The sequence below is a fragment of the Streptomyces sp. NPDC051051 genome (assembly GCF_040682975.1).
In the GTDB taxonomy this organism is placed as follows: domain Bacteria; phylum Actinomycetota; class Actinomycetes; order Streptomycetales; family Streptomycetaceae; genus Streptomyces.
On the sequence record NZ_JBFBCB010000033.1, the window covers coordinates 1 to 19,303 of the forward strand.

Annotated in this window: 14 protein-coding genes and 4 pseudogenes; 9 read left to right on the forward strand and 9 right to left on the reverse strand. The window is 72.0% G+C overall.

The annotated features are described in order from the left end of the window. From AB0N31_RS23705 to AB0N31_RS23730, 6 genes and pseudogenes are all read left to right on the forward strand, one after another. Positions 1-222: pseudogene (locus tag AB0N31_RS23705) on the forward strand (sulfate adenylyltransferase small subunit); the annotation flags it as partial. Between the two features lie 2 nt (positions 223-224). Continuing rightward, a complete protein-coding gene (locus tag AB0N31_RS23710) occupies positions 225-1,559 on the forward strand; it encodes a GTP-binding protein (RefSeq protein WP_366060399.1) in 1,335 nt (444 codons plus the stop codon). Positions 1,560-1,862: 303 nt separating this feature from the next. Beyond that, positions 1,863-2,930 carry an aliphatic sulfonate ABC transporter substrate-binding protein gene (locus tag AB0N31_RS23715; protein WP_366060400.1) on the forward strand — a complete coding sequence of 356 codons (1,068 nt, stop codon included), beginning with the start codon at positions 1,863-1,865 and terminating at the stop codon, positions 2,928-2,930. Between the two features lie 36 nt (positions 2,931-2,966). Further along, positions 2,967-3,755, forward strand: a complete 789-nt coding sequence (locus tag AB0N31_RS23720) for an ABC transporter ATP-binding protein (protein ID WP_366060401.1) — start codon at positions 2,967-2,969, stop codon at positions 3,753-3,755. Beyond that, the gene (locus AB0N31_RS23725) at positions 3,742-4,650 is read left to right on the forward strand and encodes an ABC transporter permease (protein ID WP_366060402.1); all 909 of its coding nucleotides are present in this window, start codon (positions 3,742-3,744) and stop codon (positions 4,648-4,650) included. Before AB0N31_RS23720 ends, AB0N31_RS23725 begins: the two co-directional genes overlap by 14 nt. Positions 4,651-4,655: 5 nt before the next feature. Continuing rightward, the gene (locus AB0N31_RS23730) at positions 4,656-5,396 is read left to right on the forward strand and encodes a sirohydrochlorin chelatase (RefSeq protein WP_366060403.1); all 741 of its coding nucleotides are present in this window, start codon (positions 4,656-4,658) and stop codon (positions 5,394-5,396) included. 43 nt (positions 5,397-5,439) lie between these two features. Here the strand turns inward: AB0N31_RS23730 and AB0N31_RS23735 are convergent, their stop codons facing one another. From AB0N31_RS23735 to AB0N31_RS23745, 3 genes and pseudogenes are all read right to left on the reverse strand, one after another. Continuing rightward, the gene (locus AB0N31_RS23735) at positions 5,440-6,066 is read right to left on the reverse strand and encodes a DsbA family protein (RefSeq protein ID WP_366060404.1); all 627 of its coding nucleotides are present in this window, start codon (positions 6,064-6,066) and stop codon (positions 5,440-5,442) included. 70 nt (positions 6,067-6,136) lie between these two features. After that, positions 6,137-6,283 (reverse strand): annotated as a pseudogene (locus AB0N31_RS23740) (TIGR03086 family protein); the annotation flags it as partial. Between the two features lie 132 nt (positions 6,284-6,415). Continuing rightward, entirely contained in the window at positions 6,416-6,964 is a 549-nt protein-coding gene (locus AB0N31_RS23745; protein WP_366060405.1) for a DUF1697 domain-containing protein, read from the reverse strand. Between the two features lie 435 nt (positions 6,965-7,399). Between AB0N31_RS23745 and AB0N31_RS23750 the strand changes: the two genes are divergently transcribed. Further along, positions 7,400-9,652, forward strand: a complete 2,253-nt coding sequence (locus AB0N31_RS23750; RefSeq protein ID WP_366060406.1) for an MMPL family transporter — start codon at positions 7,400-7,402, stop codon at positions 9,650-9,652. 140 nt (positions 9,653-9,792) lie between these two features. Here the strand turns inward: AB0N31_RS23750 and mgt are convergent. Beyond that, a pseudogene (mgt, locus tag AB0N31_RS23755) lies at positions 9,793-11,032 on the reverse strand (macrolide-inactivating glycosyltransferase). Between the two features lie 15 nt (positions 11,033-11,047). Continuing rightward, positions 11,048-11,334, reverse strand: a pseudogene (locus AB0N31_RS23760) (sugar ABC transporter substrate-binding protein); the annotation flags it as partial. Between the two features lie 157 nt (positions 11,335-11,491). On the opposite strand from AB0N31_RS23760, the gene AB0N31_RS23765 reads away from it, so the two are divergent. Beyond that, a complete protein-coding gene (locus AB0N31_RS23765; RefSeq protein ID WP_366060407.1) occupies positions 11,492-12,346 on the forward strand; it encodes an aminoglycoside phosphotransferase family protein in 855 nt (284 codons plus the stop codon). 82 nt (positions 12,347-12,428) lie between these two features. On the opposite strand, the gene AB0N31_RS23770 is transcribed toward AB0N31_RS23765, so the two are convergent. The 4 genes from AB0N31_RS23770 to AB0N31_RS23785 form a co-directional block, all read right to left on the reverse strand. Beyond that, positions 12,429-13,154, reverse strand: a complete 726-nt coding sequence (locus AB0N31_RS23770; RefSeq protein ID WP_366060408.1) for a 3'-5' exonuclease — start codon at positions 13,152-13,154, stop codon at positions 12,429-12,431. A 229-nt stretch (positions 13,155-13,383) separates the two neighbouring features. After that, positions 13,384-14,649, reverse strand: a complete 1,266-nt coding sequence (locus AB0N31_RS23775) for an SAV2148 family HEPN domain-containing protein (RefSeq protein WP_366060475.1) — start codon at positions 14,647-14,649, stop codon at positions 13,384-13,386. Positions 14,650-14,721: 72 nt separating this feature from the next. Beyond that, positions 14,722-16,065: a copper amine oxidase gene (locus AB0N31_RS23780; protein WP_366060409.1), complete on the reverse strand. Its 1,344-nt coding sequence runs from the start codon at positions 16,063-16,065 to the stop codon at positions 14,722-14,724. A gap of 91 nt (positions 16,066-16,156) precedes the next feature. Next, a complete protein-coding gene (locus AB0N31_RS23785; protein ID WP_366060410.1) occupies positions 16,157-16,993 on the reverse strand; it encodes a Tat pathway signal sequence domain protein in 837 nt (278 codons plus the stop codon). Positions 16,994-17,183: 190 nt separating this feature from the next. On the opposite strand from AB0N31_RS23785, the gene glgX reads away from it, so the two are divergent. Further along, a complete protein-coding gene (gene glgX, locus AB0N31_RS23790) occupies positions 17,184-19,301 on the forward strand; it encodes a glycogen debranching protein GlgX (protein ID WP_366060411.1) in 2,118 nt (705 codons plus the stop codon). The last annotated feature ends 2 nt before the right edge of the window (positions 19,302-19,303 follow it).

A 19,303-nucleotide genomic window follows, 5' to 3' on the forward strand; every position in this document is an offset into this window, starting at 1 on the left:
GGCGGCCCCCGCGACGGCGAGAGGATCGAGAAGCGCCAGGTGCGCTACCGCACCGTCGGCGACATGTCCTGCACCGGCGCCGTCGACTCCGACGCGCTGACGCTGGAACAGGTCATCGCCGAGATCGCCGCCTCCCGGCTGACCGAACGCGGCGCCACCCGCGCCGACGACAAGATGTCCGAGGCCGCGATGGAAGACCGCAAGCGCGAGGGGTACTTCTAAGCATGAGCACGATCACGACTGAGGAACTCGCGGCCACCACCCTGCTGCGGTTCGCCACCGCCGGCTCCGTCGACGACGGCAAGTCCACGCTCGTCGGACGGCTGCTGCACGACTCCAAGTCGATCCTCACGGACCAGCTGGAGGCCGTGGAGCGCGCCTCGGCGAGCCGCGGCCAGGAGGGCCCCGACCTCGCGCTGCTCACGGACGGCCTGCGCGCCGAACGGGAGCAGGGCATCACCATCGACGTGGCCTACCGCTACTTCGCCACGGCGCGGCGCCGCTTCATCCTCGCCGACACCCCCGGCCACGTGCAGTACACCCGCAACATGGTCACCGGCGCCTCCACGGCCGAACTGACGGTGATCCTGGTCGACGCCCGCAACGGCGTCGTCGAGCAGACCCGCCGCCACGCCGCGATCGCCGCCCTGCTGCGCGTCCCGCACGTGGTGCTCGCCGTCAACAAGATGGACCTCGTCGGGTACGACGAGTCCGTCTTCGCGGCGATCGCCGAGGAGTTCACCGCCTACGCGGGCGAGCTGGGCGTTCCCGAGGTCACCGCGATCCCGATCTCCGCGCTCGCCGGCGACAACGTGGTGGAGCCGTCGGCGAACATGGACTGGTACGGCGGGCCGACCTTCCTGGAGCACCTGGAGACGGTTCCGGTGAGCCACGACCTGGCGCACTGCCACGCGCGGCTGCCCGTGCAGTACGTCATCCGCCCGCAGACGGCCGAGCATCCCGACTACCGCGGTTACGCGGGCCAGATCGCCGCCGGCACGTTCCGGGTGGGCGAGCAGGTCACGGTGCTGCCGTCCGGCCGGTCCACGAGGATCGCGGGCATCGACCTGCTCGGCACGCCGGTCGACGTGGCCTGGACGACGCAGTCGGTGACCGTCCTGCTGGAGGACGACATCGACGTCTCGCGCGGTGACCTGATCGTGCCCAGCAAGGACGCCCCGCCGACCACGCAGGACGTCGAGGCGACCGTCTGCCACGTCGCCGACGCGCCGCTGACCGTCGGCCACCGGGTGCTGCTCAGGCACGGCACCCGCACCGTCAAGGCGATCGTCAAGGACATCCCGTCCCGTCTCACCCTCGACGACCTGTCCCTGCACCCGCACCCGGGGCAGCTCGTCGCCAACGACATCGGCCGGGTGAAGATCCGCACCGCCGAGCCGCTGCCGGTGGACTCCTACGCCGACTCGCGCCGCACGGGCTCGTTCATCCTGATCGACCCGAGCGACGGCACCACGCTCACCGCGGGCATGGTCGGCGAGTCGTTCGCCTCCCCCGAGCCGGTCAAGGACCCGGCCGAGGACGACGGGTGGGACTTCTGACGTGAACTCCACCGACTACTACTCCACGTTCGCGAAGGAGGGCGGCCGCGTCGGCAGCGGTGCCCGGGGCAGCGGACAGGGCGGAGTGGCGCGATGTGTGCGCTGACGTACGCGCACTGCCAGCGCGCCCGCACCCCCCGCCGCCGTAGACGAAAACCTGCCGACCCCCCGGCCACGACCTGAGAGACCGTGACCGCCGGGCCGACGAGAGGAAGACCTCCCGTGCCTGCCAACCTCTCCCTCCCCCGGCCCCGTCCGGACGGGGGCAGCCCCCGTCGCCTGCTTCGCCGCGGCCTCGCCGTCATGGCCGTGCTTCCCCTCCTGACCCTCGCCGCCTGTGGTTACGGCTCCGAGGCCGAGGACGAGCCGGCCCAGCAGAAGGTCGCCGCCGGGGCGGAGAAGGTCGACGGTCTCGACTCCGTCAGGATCGGCTACTTCGGCAACCTCACTCACGGGACCGCCCTCGTCGGCGTGAACAAGGGCTACTTCCAGAAGGCCCTCGGCGCCACCGAGGCGTCGTACCAGGTCTTCAACGCCGGCCCGTCCGAGATCGAGGCGCTCAACTCCGGCTCCATCGACATCGGCTGGATCGGCCCCTCCCCCGCCATCAACGGCTACACCAAGTCGAACGGCAAGAACCTGCGCATCATCGGCGGTTCCGCCTCCGGCGGCGTGAAGCTCGTCGTCGACCCGAAGAAGATCAAGTCCCTGAAGGACGTCAAGGGCAAGAAGATCGCGACCCCGCAGCTCGGCAACACGCAGGACGTGGCGCTGCTGAACTGGATCTCCGAGCGGGGCTGGAAGGTCGACGCCCAGAGCGGCAAGGGCGACGTCTCCGTCGTCCGCACCGACAACAAGGTCACCCCGGACGCCTACAGGTCCGGCTCCATCGACGGCGCCTGGGTGCCCGAGCCGACCGCGTCCAAGCTGGTCGCCGAAGGCGCGAAGGTGCTGCTGGACGAGTCCGACCTGTGGCCCGACAAGAAGTTCGTGATCACGAACATCATCGTGTCGCAGACGTTCCTCGAGCAGCACCCGAAGGCCGTCGCGGCGGTCCTGAAGGCGTCGGCCGACGTCAACAAGTACATCAACGCCCACCCGGACGAGGCGAAGGCGGCGGCGAACGCGCAGCTGAAGGCGGACTCCGGCAAGGCGCTGCCCGCACAGGTGCTGGACCCGGCGTGGAAGTCCATCTGGTTCACCGACGACCCGCTGGCGGCCACGCTGAACAGCGAGGCCCGGCACGCCATCGAGGCCGGCCTGCTGGAGGACCCGCTGCTGGACGGCATCTACGACCTCGCGCCCCTGAACAAGGTCCTTCAGGCCGCAGGTGAGCCCACCGTCGACGACGCCGGTCTCGGCGTCGAGTAACCACGCACCCACGAGAGTTCCCAGGAGGTGACGACCATGGCAACCACCCTGGCCAAGGCCGCCGACGGCACCGAGTCGGTGGCCCACGCCGCCCGCATCGAGCACGTCTCGAAGTCCTTCACCGGCCCCGCCGGGCCGCAGCTCGTCCTGGACGACATCACCCTCGATGTCGCGCCGGGCGAGTTCGTCACCCTCCTGGGGGCCTCCGGCTGCGGCAAGTCGACGCTGCTGAACCTGGTGGCGGGGCTCGACGCCCCGACCGCCGGCGAGATCAGCACCGACGGGCGGCCGGCCCTGATGTTCCAGGAGCACGCCCTGTTCCCGTGGCTCACCGCGGGCAAGAACATCGAACTCGCCCTGAAACTGGGGGGAGTTGCCAAGAACGACCGGCGCGACCGCGCCGAGGAGCTGCTCGAACTGGTCCGGCTGAAGGGGTCGTACGGCAAGCGGGTGCACGAGCTGTCCGGCGGTATGCGCCAGCGGGTGGCGCTGGCGCGGGCGCTCGCCCAGGACGCGCGGCTGCTGCTGATGGACGAGCCGTTCGCGGCACTCGACGCGATCACGCGGGACGTGCTGCACGACGAACTCACCCGGATCTGGGCGGAGACGGGTCTCTCGGTGCTGTTCGTCACGCACAACGTGCGGGAGGCGGTGCGGCTCGCGCAGCGCGTCGTGCTCCTGTCCTCCCGGCCGGGCCGGGTGGCGCGCGAGTGGACGGTCGGCATTCCGCAGCCGCGCCGCATCGAGGACGCTCCCGTCGCCGAGCTGTCCCTGGAGATCACCGAAGTCCTGCGTGGGGAGATCCGCCGTCATGGCCAGCACTGAGACCAGCGACCCGACCGCGAAGGCCCCGGTCCGCGACAACGGCATCGCGGGGGTGGAGGCGGGCCTCGACGCCCTCGAGACGTCGACGGCGGCCGGTACGACCTTCCGCCAGACCTTCGTCAACAAGATCCTGCCGCCGATCGTCGCGGTCGCGGTGGTCCTGGTGGTCTGGCAGGCGCTGATCACCTTCGGGATCGTCGACGACCCGGCGAAGCTGCCGTCCCCGTCCGACGTGGGCGCCGAGTTCAAGAACGCGTGGCTGGAGGGCAAGCTCCTCGGGTACATCTGGACCAGCGTCTCGCGCGGTCTGCTGGGCTTCCTGCTGGCGCTCGCCATCGGCACCCCGCTGGGTCTGCTGGTGGCCCGGGTGAAGTTCGTGCGCGCCGCGATCGGCCCGATCCTGTCCGGTCTGCAGTCGCTGCCGTCGGTGGCGTGGGTGCCGCCCGCGGTGATCTGGCTGGGCCTGGACAACTCGATGATGTACGCGGTGATCCTGCTCGGCGCGGTCCCCTCCATCGCCAACGGCCTGGTCTCCGGCATCGACCAGGTGCCGCCGCTGTTCCTGCGGGCGGGCCGCACGATGGGCGCGACCGGGCTGAAGGGCGCCTGGCACATCGTGCTGCCGGCCTCACTGCCCGGTTACCTGAGCGGCCTGAAGCAGGGCTGGGCCTTCTCCTGGCGGTCGCTGATGGCGGCGGAGATCATCGCCTCCTCCCCCGACCTGGGCATCGGCCTGGGCGCGCTGCTGGAGAACGGCCGCAACGCCAGCTCCATGGCGATGGTGTTCGAGGCGATCCTCCTGATCTTGTTCGTCGGCATCGCCATCGACCTGCTGATCTTCAGCCCGCTGGAGCGACGGGTGCTGCGCGGGCGCGGACTGCTGGTGAAGGGCTGACCCTCGTGCGCCGGGAACCGGTCCTCCTCGTCATCGCCCACGGCAGCCGCGATCCGCGGCACGCGGCGACCGTCCACGCCCTCGTGCGGCGGGTGCGGTCGCTGCGGCCCGGGCTGCGGGTGGAGACCGGTTTCCTGGACTTCAACGTCCCGTCCGTGCAAGGGGTGCTGGAGTCGCTGGCGGCGGAGGGCGTGCGCGACGTGGTGGCGCTCCCGCTGCTGCTGACGCGCGCGTTCCACGCCAAGGCGGACATCCCGGCCGTCCTGCGGGACGCTCCGCGCCGGCTGCGGATCCACCAGGCGGAGGTGCTCGGCCCCTCCCCGCTGCTGCTCTCCGCTCTGGAACGGCGGCTGTACGAGGCGGGGCTGACGCCCGCCGACAAGTCCTCGACCGGGGTCGTGCTGGCCTCGGCGGGGTCCACGGACCCGGAGGCGATCGCGGTGATCGCAGACATCGCGCGGGAGTGGTGGCACACCGGTTGGTGCGCCGTGCGACCCGCGTTCGCCTCCGCGTCACTGCCGCGCACCGAGGACGCGGTGCGCGAACTGCGCGAGCTGGGCTGCTCCACGGTGGCGGTCGCCCCGTACGTCCTGGCCCCCGGCTTCCTCCCCGACCGCATCGCCCGGGGCGCGGCGCAGGCGGACGTCCTCGCCGAGGTGCTGGGCCCGTCCCCCGAGGTGGCCCGCGTCCTGCTGGAGCGGTACGACGCGGCCCGCATCCCGATGCCGGCGGCGGTCGGGGCCTGAGGGTCCTACCCGCGCGCGGGAACGGGCCGGGCGGTCGGGACGGTCACGCGAAGGACAGGCCGCCCACCCGGGTCCGCTTCAGCTCGAAGAAGTCGGGTTCGGCCGCCAGCACGCGGAAGGCGTCGAAGAGTTCCGCCGCCCGCTCCCCGCGCGGGACGGCGCGCAGCACGGGCCCGAACCACACCGTCCCGTCCACGTGGATCGTCGGTGTGCCGACGTAACCGCCGGAGTCCGGCTCGGCCCCCGCCGCGTGGGTGCGGCGGACGGCGTCGTCGTACGAGGGGTCGTGGGCGGCCCCGGACAGGCCGGCGGGCAGGCCCAGTTCGGCGAGGGCCTCGGCGATCACGGCGTCGAAGTCCTTGACCCCGTGCACGTGGATGCGGGTGCCGAGCGCGGTGTAGAGGTCCCGCAGGATCGCGTCGCCGTGCTGCCGGGCCGCCGCGACGGCGACCCGGACCGGGCCGATCGAGCTGTCGACCAACGCGCGGTACCAGTCCGGCAGTTCGTTGCCCTCGTTGTGCAGGTACAGGCTCATGACCCGGAACCGGAGGTCGAGCGGGCGCTGCCGTTCGACCTCCAGCAGCCAGCGGGAGGTGATCCAGGCGAACGGGCAGGCGGGGTCGAACCAGAGGTCGACGCGGGGGCGGGCGGGGGCGGGCGTGTGGGTCATGCCGGCGACGGTAGTCCGCCGGTGGGCCTGTGCCGTGGCCCAATCGGGAGCGTCTTCGGTGGTCCACCCGGGCGTCCTGCCGCGGGGTGCGTCCGCTCGCCGCCGGTGCCCGTTCGAAGGGCGGCGCGTCGTCCGGGACCGGCACCGGATCGGCGAAGCCGTCGTACCGGCGGTAGCGGCCGCCGTGGCGTTCGACGACGCCGAGGACCGGGCGGGCGGTCGGGACACCGCGCGCGACGCGCGCCGCCCCGCCGGCACATTCGGACGTGTGCCGGTGCGTCTCGTCGTAGGTCATGTCCCTCACGCCGGGGACGGGGCGCGGGGTCCTCCCGGACGAACGCGACCGGATTCAGGACCGGGTCATCTCGACCAGCTTGACCACGGTGTTCCAGTTGCGGGTGGTCGCGATCAGCCCCTCGGTCGTGCGGGGCCGGGAGAGCCGCTCGGCGAGCCGGGAGCGGCCGAGGCCCTCGGGGGCGTACAGGTACAGGGCGCGGTCGCCGAGGCGGAACTCCTCCGGCAGGAACGCGGCCGTGTCGATCCCCGCGAAGCGGTCGGCGTCGACGGCGGCGGAGAAGTACGTGACGTGGAGCTGCTTGGACTCCAGGTCGGCGGCCGGGAAGGGACAGCCGTCGGCGATCGCCCTCAGGTACGCGTGGTCGCGCACGATCACGTCGACGGCGAAGCCGAACTGCTTCTCGATCGCCCGCGCCAGCTCCCGCGCGAGACCGTCCTCGTCGCCGTGGCCGCTGGAGAAGACGGCCTGGCCACTCTGGAGGTACGTGCGGACGTCGCCGTGGCCGAGGTCCTCGATCAGCGTCCGCAGGGCCACCATCGGGACCTTCCTGCTGCCGCCCACGTTGATGCCGCGCAACAGTGCGGCGTACGTCGTCGTCATCCGGACAGACTATGCGGCCGTCGTGCCCCGTGGGGGGGGCGCGACGGCCGCGGGGGCCGGTCCGGTCCGGTGAACGGGCCGCGGTGGTCCGGTCCGGCGGAACGGGCTGGGCGAAACTTTCGTCGATCGGCGGGGGCCGGATCAACCGCTTCGCGCACCTGTGACTTGTTCAAGAAGGTTGCGCAACCCCACAGGGGGATCGGCGCGGCAGACCGGACAGCGGGGCGTGACCCTGATCATCGTCCCCGAGAGCCGGCGATAGATGTAGGGGGCCGCTGTCCTCCCCAGCGGTGAGACGGCGGGGTCCGAGGGGAGGAGCCGGGCGGCCCGCACCTCGTCGAACAGCACGACGAGATGGCTTTATACGCCCCCTACCTTCGAAGGGAGAGGTGGCGGCAGGGGGCCGCCACCGCACCTCGAGGGGGAAAGCCCGTCATGCGGAACGGAGATTCACGGGTGCGGGGCATCGCCGCGCGGGCCGGCGGCTGGAGTGCCCGGCACCGCTGGACGGCCGTCGGGATCTGGGTGCTGTTCGTGTTCCTGGCCATGGCGCTGGGTTCGGCGGCCGGCCGGGTCGACGTCAAGGACAGCGACCAGCTCAAGGGGGAGACGCACACCGCCGCCAAGATCATCGAGGACGCCGGGATCGAGGAGCCCGCCAGCGAGACGGTCCTCGTCCAGGCCAAGGACACGAAGCTGAAGGCCACCGACGCCGCGTTCCGCGAGGCCGTCGAGGCGGTCGTCACGGCCGTCGAGGGCACCGGCGAGGTCACCGAGGTCACCTCGCCGTACGACTCGCGGACCATCTCGAAGGACGGCCGCAGCGCGCTGGTGCAGTTCGACGTGCGCGGCGACTCCGACACCGCCGGCGAGCGGATCGAGCCGGTCCTGAAGGCCGTCGAGGGCGTGCAGGAGGACCACGAGGCACTGCGGATCGAGGAGATCGGCGGCGCCAGCATGATGAAGACGTTCGACGACGCGTTCGGCGACGACTTCCAGAAGGCCGAGTACTCCGCGGTGCCGGTGGCCCTCGGCATTCTGCTCATCGCGTTCGGCGCCCTGGTGGCCGCCCTGCTCCCGGTGCTGCTCGCGGTCACCGCGATCATGGCGACGATGGGTCTGATGGGCGTCGTCAGCCACGTCATGCCGATGAGCGACACCGCCAACTCCGTGATGCTGCTGGTCGGCCTGGCCGTCGGCGTCGACTACTGCCTGTTCTACCTGCGCCGCGAGCGCGAGGAGCGCGAGGCGGGCCGGGACGGGCAGACCGCGCTGCGGATCGCCGCCGCGACCAGCGGCCGGGCGATCATCGTCTCCGGCGTCACCGTGTGCGTGGCGATGGCGGGCATGCTGTTCACCGGGCTCGCCGAGTTCGAGGCGATGGGCCTGGCCTCGCTGATGGTGGTGGCCGTGGCCATGGTCGGCTCCGTGACCGTGCTGCCCGCGCTCCTGTCGCTGCTGGGCGAGCGGGTCGAGAAGGGCCGCATCCCCTTCCTGCGGCGCCGTGCCCGCAACCGCAAGGGCGGTGGCGAGAGCCGGTTCTGGTCGGCCGTCCTCAAGGGCGTCCTGGCCCGGCCCCTGGTCTCCGTGCTCGTCGCGGCCGGCGCGCTGCTGGCCATCGCTGCCCCCGCGCTCGGCATGAAGACCCAGAACCTCACCCTGGACCAGGAGTTCGGCGACTCGCTGCCCATCGTGCAGACCTACAACCGGGTCAACGAGGCCTTCCCAGGCGGCTCCGACCCGGCCGAGGTGGTCGTCCGGGCGAAGGACATCAACGCCCCCGAGGTGAAGTCGGCGCTCGCCGACTTCCGCGAGCGGGCGATCAGTTCGGGCGCCTCCCGCGGCCCCGTCGAGATCAAGCTGCACGACGCGCAGAACATCGCCTTCGTGTACGTCCCGCTGGTCGGCGGTTCCGACCTGGACAAGGCGGGCGCGAGCCTGGACAAGCTGCGCGACGACGTACGGCCCGCGACGCTCGGGAAGGTGGACGGCGTCGAGGCGCCGATCACCGGGCAGGTGGCCGGTTCCAAGGACTTCAACGACCAGCTGGCCGGAGCCGTCGTCCCGGTCTTCGCGTTCGTCGTCGTCTTCGCCTTCGCGCTGATGCTGCTCTCGTTCCGCTCGCTGACGATCGCGATCACCTCGATCGTCCTCAACCTGCTGTCCGTGGGCGCCGCCTACGGCATCCTCGTGGGGGTCTTCCAGCACGGCTGGGGCGCTTCCCTGGTGGGCGCGGAGGGCGTCGGCGCCATCGTCACCTGGCTGCCGCTGTTCCTCTTCGTGATCCTGTTCGGCCTGTCGATGGACTACCACGTGTTCGTGGTCTCCCGGATCCGCGAGGCGCGGCTGCGCGGCCGGACCACGCGGGACGCCATCGCCCACGGTGTCGTCACCACGGCCGGGGTCGTGACCAGCGCCGCCGTCATCATGGTCGCCGTCTTCGCGATCTTCGGCACGCTGTCCATGCAGTCCATGAAGCAGATGGGCGTCGGCCTGGCCGCCGCGGTCCTGATCGACGCGACGGTCATCCGGGGCGTCCTGCTCCCGGCGGTGATGGCGCTGCTCGGCGAACGCAACTGGTACCTGCCGACGTGGCTGCACCGGCTGCCCGACCTGACGCACGACGAGTCGGCCGAGGCCTTCGAGCCGACGACGAGGGACGACGAGGGCGAGCCGGTGCGGGTGTGACCCGCTGACCCGAACCGCACGCCTCCGGAGCCCTGGAGCCGGGGAGCCGGAGGTCCCGTCGGCCGAGGGCCCGTCGATCACCGGGGAGTCGGCGGGCCCTCACCCGTGTCCAGCGGGACACGGGTGAGGGCCGGGGGCGGCTACCGGGCGTGCAGTTCGGCCTCGATGAGGTCGGCCGCCCGGCGGGTGCCGCCCTCCTCGGCCATGTCGGCCCGGATCGCCTTCAGGCGCCGGGCCACCTCGGGGTCGTCGACCAGGGCCAGGGCGGCGGCGCGCAGTGTCCCGGCGGTGGCCTCCTCGGCGGGGACGTGGCGGGCGACCCCGAGCGCCTGGAGCACGTCCGCGTTGCCGAACTGGTCGGCGGCCTGCGGTACGGCGATCATCGGCGTCGCCGTCGCCATCCCCTCCTGGCTGCCCCCGGCGCCGGCGTGGGTGACGAACAGGTCGGCCTGCCGCAGCACGGCCAACTGCGGCACCCAGGAACGCACTTCGACGTTCGCGGGGACGTCGCCCAGCTCGGCGGGGTCGACGTGCCTGCCGATCTGGAGCACGAGGTGCCAGCCGGGCAGGCCGGCGAAGGCCTGGACGCAGGCGCGGTAGAAGTCCGGCCGCTTGGTGAAGGCGGAGCCCAGGGAGACGAGCACGACCTTCTCGGCGCCGGCCGGCCGGGTCCAGTCGCCCTCCGCGGTGCGGTCGCCCTGGCAGGCGCCGACGAAGGTGTACACGCTCTCGTCGACCCGGTCGGCGTTCGGCTGGAGCGCCTTCGGGATGAGCACCAGGGAGCGGGCGGGCCGGCCGGCGAAGTCGTCGGGGTGGGCGGTGATGCCGTTCTCCTCCAGCCAGGCGTGGAAGCGGGCGTAGTAGGCCCGGCCGCGCGCGGTCCTCCTGGGCTCGGCCCACATCGGTTCGGCGACCTCCTGCTCGTAGCCCTCCCAGGCGACGAGGGCCGGTGAGAGGGAGATCGCGGGCACGCCCCAGCGGTGGGCGAGGACGCGGGCCGGGTAGGAGGCGATGTCGTGCAGGACGAGGTCGGGCTCGTCGCCCTCGTAGGCCTCGATCAGCTGGGGCAGCGCCTGGACGGCGTCGGCGAGGAAGGGCTCCACGTTGTCGAGGAGGGTGGAGCCCCAGGCCGACGGGTCGGCGTCGGGCGAGGGCAGGGTGGAGTGCCAGGACCTCACCTCGGCGCCGGTCTCGGCGACCTTGTCGGCGAGGGCGGGCGGGACGGCGTAGGTGACCCGGTGCCCGCGGGCGACGAGTTCGCGGATCACCTCCAGGCTGGGGTTCACATGGCCGTGGGCGGCGATGGAGAACATGGCGATGTGCGCGGGTGCGGTCATGTGCCCGACGGTAGGCGAGACGAGACGTCTCGTGCAATGCAATAAGGTGCCGGCGCCGTCAGCGCCGGTAACGGGCCGGCAGCAGGTTCCCGTCGCCCTCCACCCGGTCGCGCAGCTCGTCCGGGCCGATCGCGCCGTTGGAGTACTCCTGGAAGGCCGGGGCGGCCACCTTGCCCTTCCTCGTCCTTCCACTCGGGTAGCAGCGCACCGGCTGTGCGGGGCGGGGCGCAGGCGGGCGGCGAGGGCGGGGCCGGCGGCCCGGTCGTGCTCGGTGGCGTGCAGCGCCGGGTCGGCGAGCGCCGTCGTACCGGTGGGCGGCGTCCGGCCGCCCGGGGCAAGGCGGACCGCAAGGGGGCGGTTCCGCCCCGGTTGCCAAGCGGGGGTACGCCGTCAAGGCACCGCGCACACGGCCCGACCTGTGCGAATGCGAGACTGGGCGCCGGACGGCCGGTTCCCGACGCCGTCCCGGCAGGAGCAGACGGTCACGACAGGGAGGCGGACGATGGACGAGGCACGCGCGAGGGACGTACTGGCCGCGGCGGGGCTGCCGGCCGGCGAGGCGCGGCTGCTCGCCCTGGGCGAGAACGCGGTGTTCGCCGCCGGTGACCTGGTGGTGAAGGTCGGCCGGGACGCCGAGCTGCTGGAGCGGGCCCGGCGCGAGCTGGACGTCGCGGCCTGGCTGGCGGATGCGGGCGTCCCGGCGGTGCGGGCGGCCGAGGCGAAGCCCCTGCTGGTCGAGGGACACCCGGTGACGGTGTGGCACCGGCTGCCGGACCCGCTGCGGCCCGCCGGGCCCCGGGACCTGGCCGAGCTCCTGCGTCTCGTGCACGCGCTGCCCTCCCCCTCCTTCACACTGCCGCCGCGCGATCTGCTGGCCGGCGTGGAGCGCTGGCTGCGACTGGCCGGCGACGCGGTCGACCCGGCGGACGCGGCGTACCTGCGCGAGCGACGGGACGGCTTCGCGACGGCCGCCGCCGCGCTCACGCCCCATCTGGCGCCAGGCCCGATCCACGGCGACGCGCTCCCCCGCAATGTCCACATCGGCCCGGACGGGCCGGTCCTGGTCGACCTGGAGACCTTCTCCGCCGACCTGCGCGAGCACGACCTGGTCGTCCTCGCTCTCTCCCGCGACCGCTACGGCCTGCCCGCCGAGGCCTACGACTCCTTCACCGCCGCCTACGGCTGGGACGTGCGGGAGTGGGAGGGCTGCGCGGTGCTGCGGGGCGCCCGTGAGACGGCGAGCTGCGCCTGGGTGGCCCAGCACGCGCCGGCCAACCCCAAGGCGCTGGCCGAGTTCGGGCGCCGGGTGGCGTCGCTGCGCGACGGGGACGAGTCGGTGCGCTGGCACCCCTTCTGAGCCGCGCCCGGACGTCCCCGGTGAGCCCTGCCGGGCCGGCTCCGGCGCCTGCCCGGCACCGCCGGACGGCCGCGGGCCGGGCTCAGAGGGTGTGGCTGTCCGCCGGCTCCCGCACCGGCCAGACACCGTCGACGACCGCGTCCGCGTCGCCCTTGCGGCGCAGGAAGTCCTGGAAGTCCGCCGCCCAGGCCGCGTACCACTCGATCTGGCGGCGGTGCAGCTCCGCCGGGCCGAGGGAGGCGACCTTGGGGTGGCGCTCGGCTATCGCGCGGGCCAGGCGGGCGGCGGCGAGGGCGTCGGCGCGGGCGTCGTGCGCCGCGTCGAGGGTGACGCCGTACTCGGCGCAGACCGCTTCGAGGTTGCGCTTGCCGCGGCGGTAGCGGTCGGCCCAGCGGTCGATGGTGTACGGGTCGACGACCGGGGCGGGGTCGAGGCCGCCCAGGCGGTCGCGCAGGGAGGGCAGGCTGTGTCTGCGCAGTTCGGCGGAGAGCAGGGTCAGGTCGAAGGCCGCGTTGTAGGCGACGACGGGGACGCCGGTGCGCCAGTAGGAGGTGAGGACGCCGGCGATGGCGTCCGCGACCTCGTCGGCCGGACGGCCCTCGGAGTTCGCCCGTTCGTTGCTGATGCCGTGGACCGCCACCGCCTCCGCCGGGATCTCCACGCCCGGGTCGGCCAGCCATTCCCGGCTCCCGAGGACCTGCCCGTCCCTGACCTCGATCACGGCGCCCGTGACGATGCGCGCCTCGCGCGGGTCGGTCCCGGTCGTCTCCAGGTCGAAGCCGATGAGCAGCTCGCGGTGCCAGGCCATGGTGGCCCCCCTTCTCGGTGGTGCTTCCCCCAGTGGTCTCCACCTTCGCATGCGCCACTGACAATCAGAGGAGCGCGTTCCGCTTACCCCGGGACGTTCCGGACAACTGCCGCAGACCGTCCGCGAACAATCGGGACAACCGCCTCAGATCATCAGCGAACGGTCAGGGCACCGGCCGCAGGCCGTCGGCGAACGGCCAGGACGCCAGTGACAGACCGCCCGCGAACGGTCAGGACACCGGCCGTGAGTCCGCCCAGGTCAGCTCGAACTCCTCGCGGTAGGAGGCGAAAAGTCCGCCTTCGTCGACCTCGCCCGACTTGACCACCCGGTTGCCGTTGCGCAGCACCAGCACCGGCGCCTCCATGCCGCGCATGCGCCGCAGATAGGACTGCACGACCGCGATCCCGTCGGTGCCGTCGCCGTCGACCAGGTAGGCGGCGAAGCGGGGCGTCTCGTCGTAGACCTGGATCTGGAAGGCTCCGGGGTCGCGCAGCCGGGAGCGGACCCGGCGCATGTGCAGGATGTTCATCTCCACGGACCGGCTCAGCTCGCCCCGCTTCATGCCGAGTTCGCGCTCGCGGCGCTTCACCGCGCTGGAGGCCGGGTTGAGGAACAGCAGCCGCACCCGGGCGCCCGCCTCCGCCAGCCGGACGAGCCGCCGGCCGGAGAAGTTCTGCACGAGCAGGTTGAGGCCGATGCCGATCGCGTCGAGCCGGCGGGCCCCGTCGAAGATGTCCTCGGCGGGGAACTGGCGCAGCAGCCGCACCCGGTCGGAGTGGACGGCGACCACGTCCGCGTACCGGTCGCCGACGAGGTCCTCGACGGCGTCCACGGGCAGCCGGCGCGCGGAGGGGACGTCGCCGCCGGTGCCGAGCATCTCCAGCAGGCGCGCGGAGGCGCGTTCGGCCTGGTTCAGGACGGCTTCGGACAGCGCCCGGTTGCGGGAGACGACGTTGCGGGTCACCTCCAGCTCGTCCAGGGCGAGTTCGACGTCCCGGCGGTCGTCGATGTACGGCTCGAAGCAGGGCCAGTGCTGCACCATCAGTTCGCGCAGCTGCGGCAGGGTGAGGAAGGAGATCACGTTGTCGTCGGCCGGATCGAGCAGGTAGCCCTTGCGGCGGCTGACTTCGCGGACGGCGACGGCGCGCTGCACCCACTCCTGGCCGGCGGGCCCGGCCGCGGCGACCGCCCATTCGTCGCCGTGGACGGGTTCGTAGATGGGCCGCAGCACGGCGGCCACCACGGCGCGCAGCCGCTGTTCGACGAGGTTCAGCCAGATGTAGGCCCGGCCGGCCCGCTGGGCGCGGGTGCGCACCTCGCGCCAGGCCTCGGCGTCCCAGTCCAGCTCCGGCCCGATGGCGCCCTCCATCGGCCGGGCCAGGGACACCGTGCCGGGCGGGACGTCTGTGGAGCCCCCCTCGCGACTGTCGTCACCAGGGGGCAGCTCCAGCCCTCCCGAGCCCACCCGCGCACCGCCTTCCGCTCCCCCGAGCATCCCCGTCCCAACGATCAAGGAAGGGTACTCCGGGAGCGGTCGGCGGTGCAGCCGGATGGGCAGGGTCGTTTCTCAACTTCCGGTGCGCGGACGGCCGTTCTCGCCGACGAGGGCGGGCGGAGTGAGCGGGCTCATAGCGGTGACGTCCCTGGGGGCGATGGAGAATCCCTGCCAGTGCACCGGCATGGGCTGCTGGTCCTCGTCCCGCGCGACGTGGTGGAAGCCCACGTTCACCCAGGCCACGGGGTGGGTGAGGGCCTGTCCGTTCACCCACTTGTCGACGGTCGTGGGGTGCCCGGAGGCGCACAGCCGGACGTTGTTGTTGGCGTACCGCTCGCACTTGTCGTACTGCGTGAAGTAGATGTCGTGCCGGGTGAAGGCGCGGCCCGGGTACTTGCTGCTGACGCCGGGGACGATCTCGTACGACCGCGGGTGGCCGTCCTTGTTCTTGCCGGTGGTGCTGACCACGCGCCACCAGCGCATGTTCTTGGCGTCGCCCGCGAGTTCCTTGGTGACGGTGGTGCGGGTGGTCTTGTTGGTGGGGGCCTGGGCGCCGGCGGCGGGCGGCTTGACCACCGAGTCGTACTGCTCGACCTTGTTCTTCGATCCGTCGAGGCCGAAGTCGAGCCGCCAGAACACGTTGTGGTTGTGGCTGGTGGCGTAGGCCTTGGCGCCCTTGCCTATGGGCCAGCCGCGGCCGTCGCCCGCGTCGTAGTCGAAGGGCGAGAGGCTGCCGGTGGCGCCGACGTTCATGGAGACGGTGCCGTCGTCGGAGAAGCGCCACTCGGTGATGTACTCGTACCAGCTCACCTTGTTGACGGTGTAGACGAGCAGGTCCTTGCCCTGCGCCTGGTAGACCTTCCCGGAGTCGGTCTGCATCCGGTAGGCGTGGCCGCGGGCCCGCGTGGTGGTGCACAGGCCCTTCACGTTGGGGTTCTCGGAGTTGTAGGCGTCGGGGACCTTCACCGTCTTGATGGTACCGCCGGGGCACTCGGCGGGGCTCATGTTGACCAGGCCCGAGCCGAAGTTGTAGTCGGTGATGTCGTTGTACTCGTTGGAGCCGTCGTCGTACGGCACGTGGATCTGGGCGAGTTTGGCGCTGTTGAGGACTCTGATCGGGCGGGCCTCGCCGCGCGGCTGGTAGGAGACCTTCTCCAGGACGAGCCCGGACTTGGATTCGAAGCGCCAGCACATGCTCCAGGTCGTGCCGTTGGAGAGTTTCTGCTGGATGCGGTAGGCGGCGCTGCAGTCGGCGGCGGCCGCGGGGGCCGCCTTGGGCCGGGCGGCGGCCGGGGCGGTGCCGGTCGCGGACACTCCGGCGGCCAGCGCGGCCACGGACAGGCCGAGGGCCGCGCCCCTGCGGGCACGGCTGATCGCGGGCGGCCGGTGGCCGTCGTTCGGGTGGTTCAGGCGCATGCGGACATGACTCCCTGTGCGTCACCCTCCCGGGGCAGGCAGCGCGGCCGCGCGGGAGGTGCGGGTCGGAAAAGTGGACGGAAGGGGGCGCTCAGCGGGTGAGCGCGGCCACCTTGCGGGTGCTGAGGTCGATCACCAGGGACCGGGTGTCGATCCACGGGCCGTTCTTCACCTTCAGCAGCAGCCGGGCGCAACGGTGGATCCCGCACTGGTCGAAGGCGGCGGGCTGGGCGCCCGGTACCGCGCGGTACACCATGCTGGAGAGCTGCAGCTGCTCCGGTGAGGTGAGCTCCTTGCCGGTGGCGTCCTTGTAGTCGGCGCGCAGGCCCGCGCCGAGCGGGTCGGCGATCAGCAGCGCGGCCGCCTCGGTGTTCTCGGCGCGGCTGAGCGGCGGCTGGACGCCCCGTCCGCTGTCGGTGGCCTCGACCTTGCCGGTGTCCAGGTTGACGGTCCGGGTGACGAGCGTGTCGTCCTCGTAGTCGTAGAACGTCACCTCGGCGCGGCGGGGCGCCGAGGGGTCGTCGATCTCGTCCGCCCCGGGTTCGGCGAGGTCCACGCCGAGGTGCTGCGGGCCGCGGTCGCCGTCGACGTCCCGGCTCGCGTCGAGCAGCTGCCGGTTGAGCGCGATGCGCTCGACGCGGGCGATCTCGTCGTCGGTCAGCGGGTCGCGCCCCGTGCCGCGCTCGCCCTCGGCGGGCGCCCGCTCGACGACCCCGGGCGCCACCGCAGCCGCGCCGTCCTGCTGTCCCGCACCGTCCTGTGCGGCGTCCTGCCCGCCGGCCGCCACCCGGCCGGCCGATCCCCCTCCGGTTCCTTCCGCCCCCGCCGTGCCCGGCAGGGTGATCGCGATCATCGCGGCTGTCGCGGCCACCGCGACGGCCGCACCTGCCACCACCTTGCCCAGGTGGCGGCGCACTGTCGTGCGCACATCTTCCCCCTACTCCCCCTGTGCCCCGGGAGTACGTTGTAGGCCCCACTGGTTCGGCGTACGCCGAATGGGGCGTATGCACTGGTCGCCCGGTAAGAGGGACGTAAGTCACAGGTGGTTCCCTCACTTTCCTGGAGACTCGGTGCGAAGGCGGTCCCGGCGGAGCAGCACACCTGGAAGAGTCGTGTCCATGCAGGTCTGGCCTGGAGAGGCATATCCCCTCGGCGCCACGTACGACGGCGCCGGTACGAACTTCGCGGTCTTCACGGAGGCCGCGGACCGAGTAGAGCTGTGTCTGCTGCACGACGACGGCTCGGAGACGGCGGTGGAACTTCGCGAGAGCGACGCCTTCGTCCGGCACGCATACGTGCCGGGCATCATGCCGGGGCAGCGCTACGGCTTCCGGGTGCACGGGCCGTACGCGCCCGAGCGCGGGTCGCGCTGCAACTCGGCGAAGCTGCTGCTCGACCCGTACGCGAAGGCGATCAGCGGTTCGGTGCAGTGGGGCGAGGAGGTGTACGGCTACCACTTCGGGGCCCCCGACAAGCGCAACGACCTCGACTCGGCGCCCCACACGATGACGTCCGTGGTGGTCAATCCCTACTTCGACTGGGGCGACGACCGGCGCCCCCGCACCGAGTACCACCACACGGTGATCTACGAGGCGCACGTCAAGGGCCTCACGATGCTCCATCCGGAGCTGCCGGAGGAGCTGCGCGGCACCTACGCCGCCCTGGCGCACCCGGCGATCATCGAACACCTCACCGAGCTGGGCGTCACGGCGCTGGAGCTGATGCCCGTACACCAGTTCGTCAACGATCACCGCCTGGTCGACATGGGCCTCAACAACTACTGGGGCTACAACACGATCGGCTTCTTCGCCCCACACAACGCCTACGCCTCCTGGGGCGACCGCGGGCAGCAGGTCCTGGAGTTCAAGTCGGCGGTGCGGGCGCTGCACGAGGCGGGCATCGAGGTGATCCTCGACGTGGTCTACAACCACACCGCCGAGGGCAACCACCTGGGCCCGACGCTGTCCTTCCGGGGCATCGACAACGCGCAGTACTACCGGCTGGCGGACGACCCGCGGTACTACATGGACACCACCGGGACCGGGAACTCGCTGCTCATGCGGTCCCCGCACGTGCTCCAGATGATCATGGACTCGTTGCGGTACTGGGTCACCGAGATGCACGTCGACGGGTTCCGCTTCGACCTCGCGGCGACCCTGGCCCGCCAGTTCCACGAGGTGGACCGGCTGTCGTCGTTCTTCGACCTGGTGCAGCAGGACCCGGTCGTCTCCCAGGTGAAGCTGATCGCCGAACCGTGGGACGTGGGCGAGGGCGGCTACCAGGTGGGGAACTTCCCGCCGCTGTGGACCGAGTGGAACGGCAAGTACCGCGACACCGTGCGGGACGTGTGGCGGGGCGAGCAGCGCGCGCTCGCCGAGTTCGCCTCCCGGCTGACCGGCTCCTCCGACCTGTACCAGGACGACGGGCGCCGGCCGCTGGCCTCGATCAACTTCGTGACCTGCCACGACGGGTTCACGCTGAGCGACCTGGTGTCGTACAACGAGAAGCACAACGAGGCCAACGGCGAGGACAACCGGGACGGCGAGAGCCACAACCGGTCCTGGAACTGCGGCGTCGAGGGCGACACCGACGACCCGGACGTGCGGGAGCTGCGGTCCCGGCAGATGCGGAACTTCATGGCGACGCTGATGCTGTCGCAGGGCGTGCCCATGATCAGCCACGGCGACGAGGTGGCGCGCACCCAGCGCGGCAACAACAACGCCTACTGCCAGGACAGCGAGCTGTCGTGGGTGGAGTGGCCCGACCCCGAGGGGGAGGGCGACCGGATGCTCGACTTCACGCGGGCGATCGTGCGGCTGCGCAAGGAGCACCCCGTGTTCCGCCGCCGCCGCTTCTTCCACGGACGGCCCGTGGAGGGGACGCACGACGACCTGTCGGACATCGCGTGGTTCACCCCGGAGGGCAAGGAGATGGCCCAGCGGGACTGGAACTCGGCGCAGGCCTCGACGCTGACGGTGTTCCTCAACGGCAACGCGATCTCCGAACCGGGCTCGCGCGGGGAACGGATCACCGACGACTCCTTCCTGCTGATGTTCAACGCCTCCCCGAAGACCCTGGAGTTCGTGGTGCCGGTCGACCACGGGCGGCAGTGGCAGGTGGTCGTGGACACGGCGAACCCGGAGTCCGTGCGGGGGGAGACGCCCGTGAAGGTCGCGGCCGGTGACCGGCTGACCCTGGTCGACCGGAGCATGACCGTCCTCCAGCGGCCCGCGTAGGC

Coding starts and splice junctions, on each gene's coding strand:
- AB0N31_RS23780 (WP_366060409.1), bottom strand. CDS start 16,065: ATGCGCCTGAACCACCCGAACGACGGCCACCGGCCGCCCGCGATCAGC.
- AB0N31_RS23775 (WP_366060475.1), bottom strand. CDS start 14,649: ATGCTCGGGGGAGCGGAAGGCGGTGCGCGGGTGGGCTCGGGAGGGCTG.
- AB0N31_RS23770 (WP_366060408.1), bottom strand. CDS start 13,154: ATGGCCTGGCACCGCGAGCTGCTCATCGGCTTCGACCTGGAGACGACC.
- AB0N31_RS23750 (WP_366060406.1), top strand. CDS start 7,400: ATGCGGAACGGAGATTCACGGGTGCGGGGCATCGCCGCGCGGGCCGGC.
- AB0N31_RS23725 (WP_366060402.1), top strand. CDS start 3,742: ATGGCCAGCACTGAGACCAGCGACCCGACCGCGAAGGCCCCGGTCCGC.
- AB0N31_RS23765 (WP_366060407.1), top strand. CDS start 11,492: ATGGACGAGGCACGCGCGAGGGACGTACTGGCCGCGGCGGGGCTGCCG.
- AB0N31_RS23735 (WP_366060404.1), bottom strand. CDS start 6,066: ATGACCCACACGCCCGCCCCCGCCCGCCCCCGCGTCGACCTCTGGTTC.
- AB0N31_RS23720 (WP_366060401.1), top strand. CDS start 2,967: ATGGCAACCACCCTGGCCAAGGCCGCCGACGGCACCGAGTCGGTGGCC.
- AB0N31_RS23745 (WP_366060405.1), bottom strand. CDS start 6,964: ATGACGACGACGTACGCCGCACTGTTGCGCGGCATCAACGTGGGCGGC.
- AB0N31_RS23715 (WP_366060400.1), top strand. CDS start 1,863: ATGGCCGTGCTTCCCCTCCTGACCCTCGCCGCCTGTGGTTACGGCTCC.
- glgX (WP_366060411.1), top strand. CDS start 17,184: ATGCAGGTCTGGCCTGGAGAGGCATATCCCCTCGGCGCCACGTACGAC.
- AB0N31_RS23710 (WP_366060399.1), top strand. CDS start 225: ATGAGCACGATCACGACTGAGGAACTCGCGGCCACCACCCTGCTGCGG.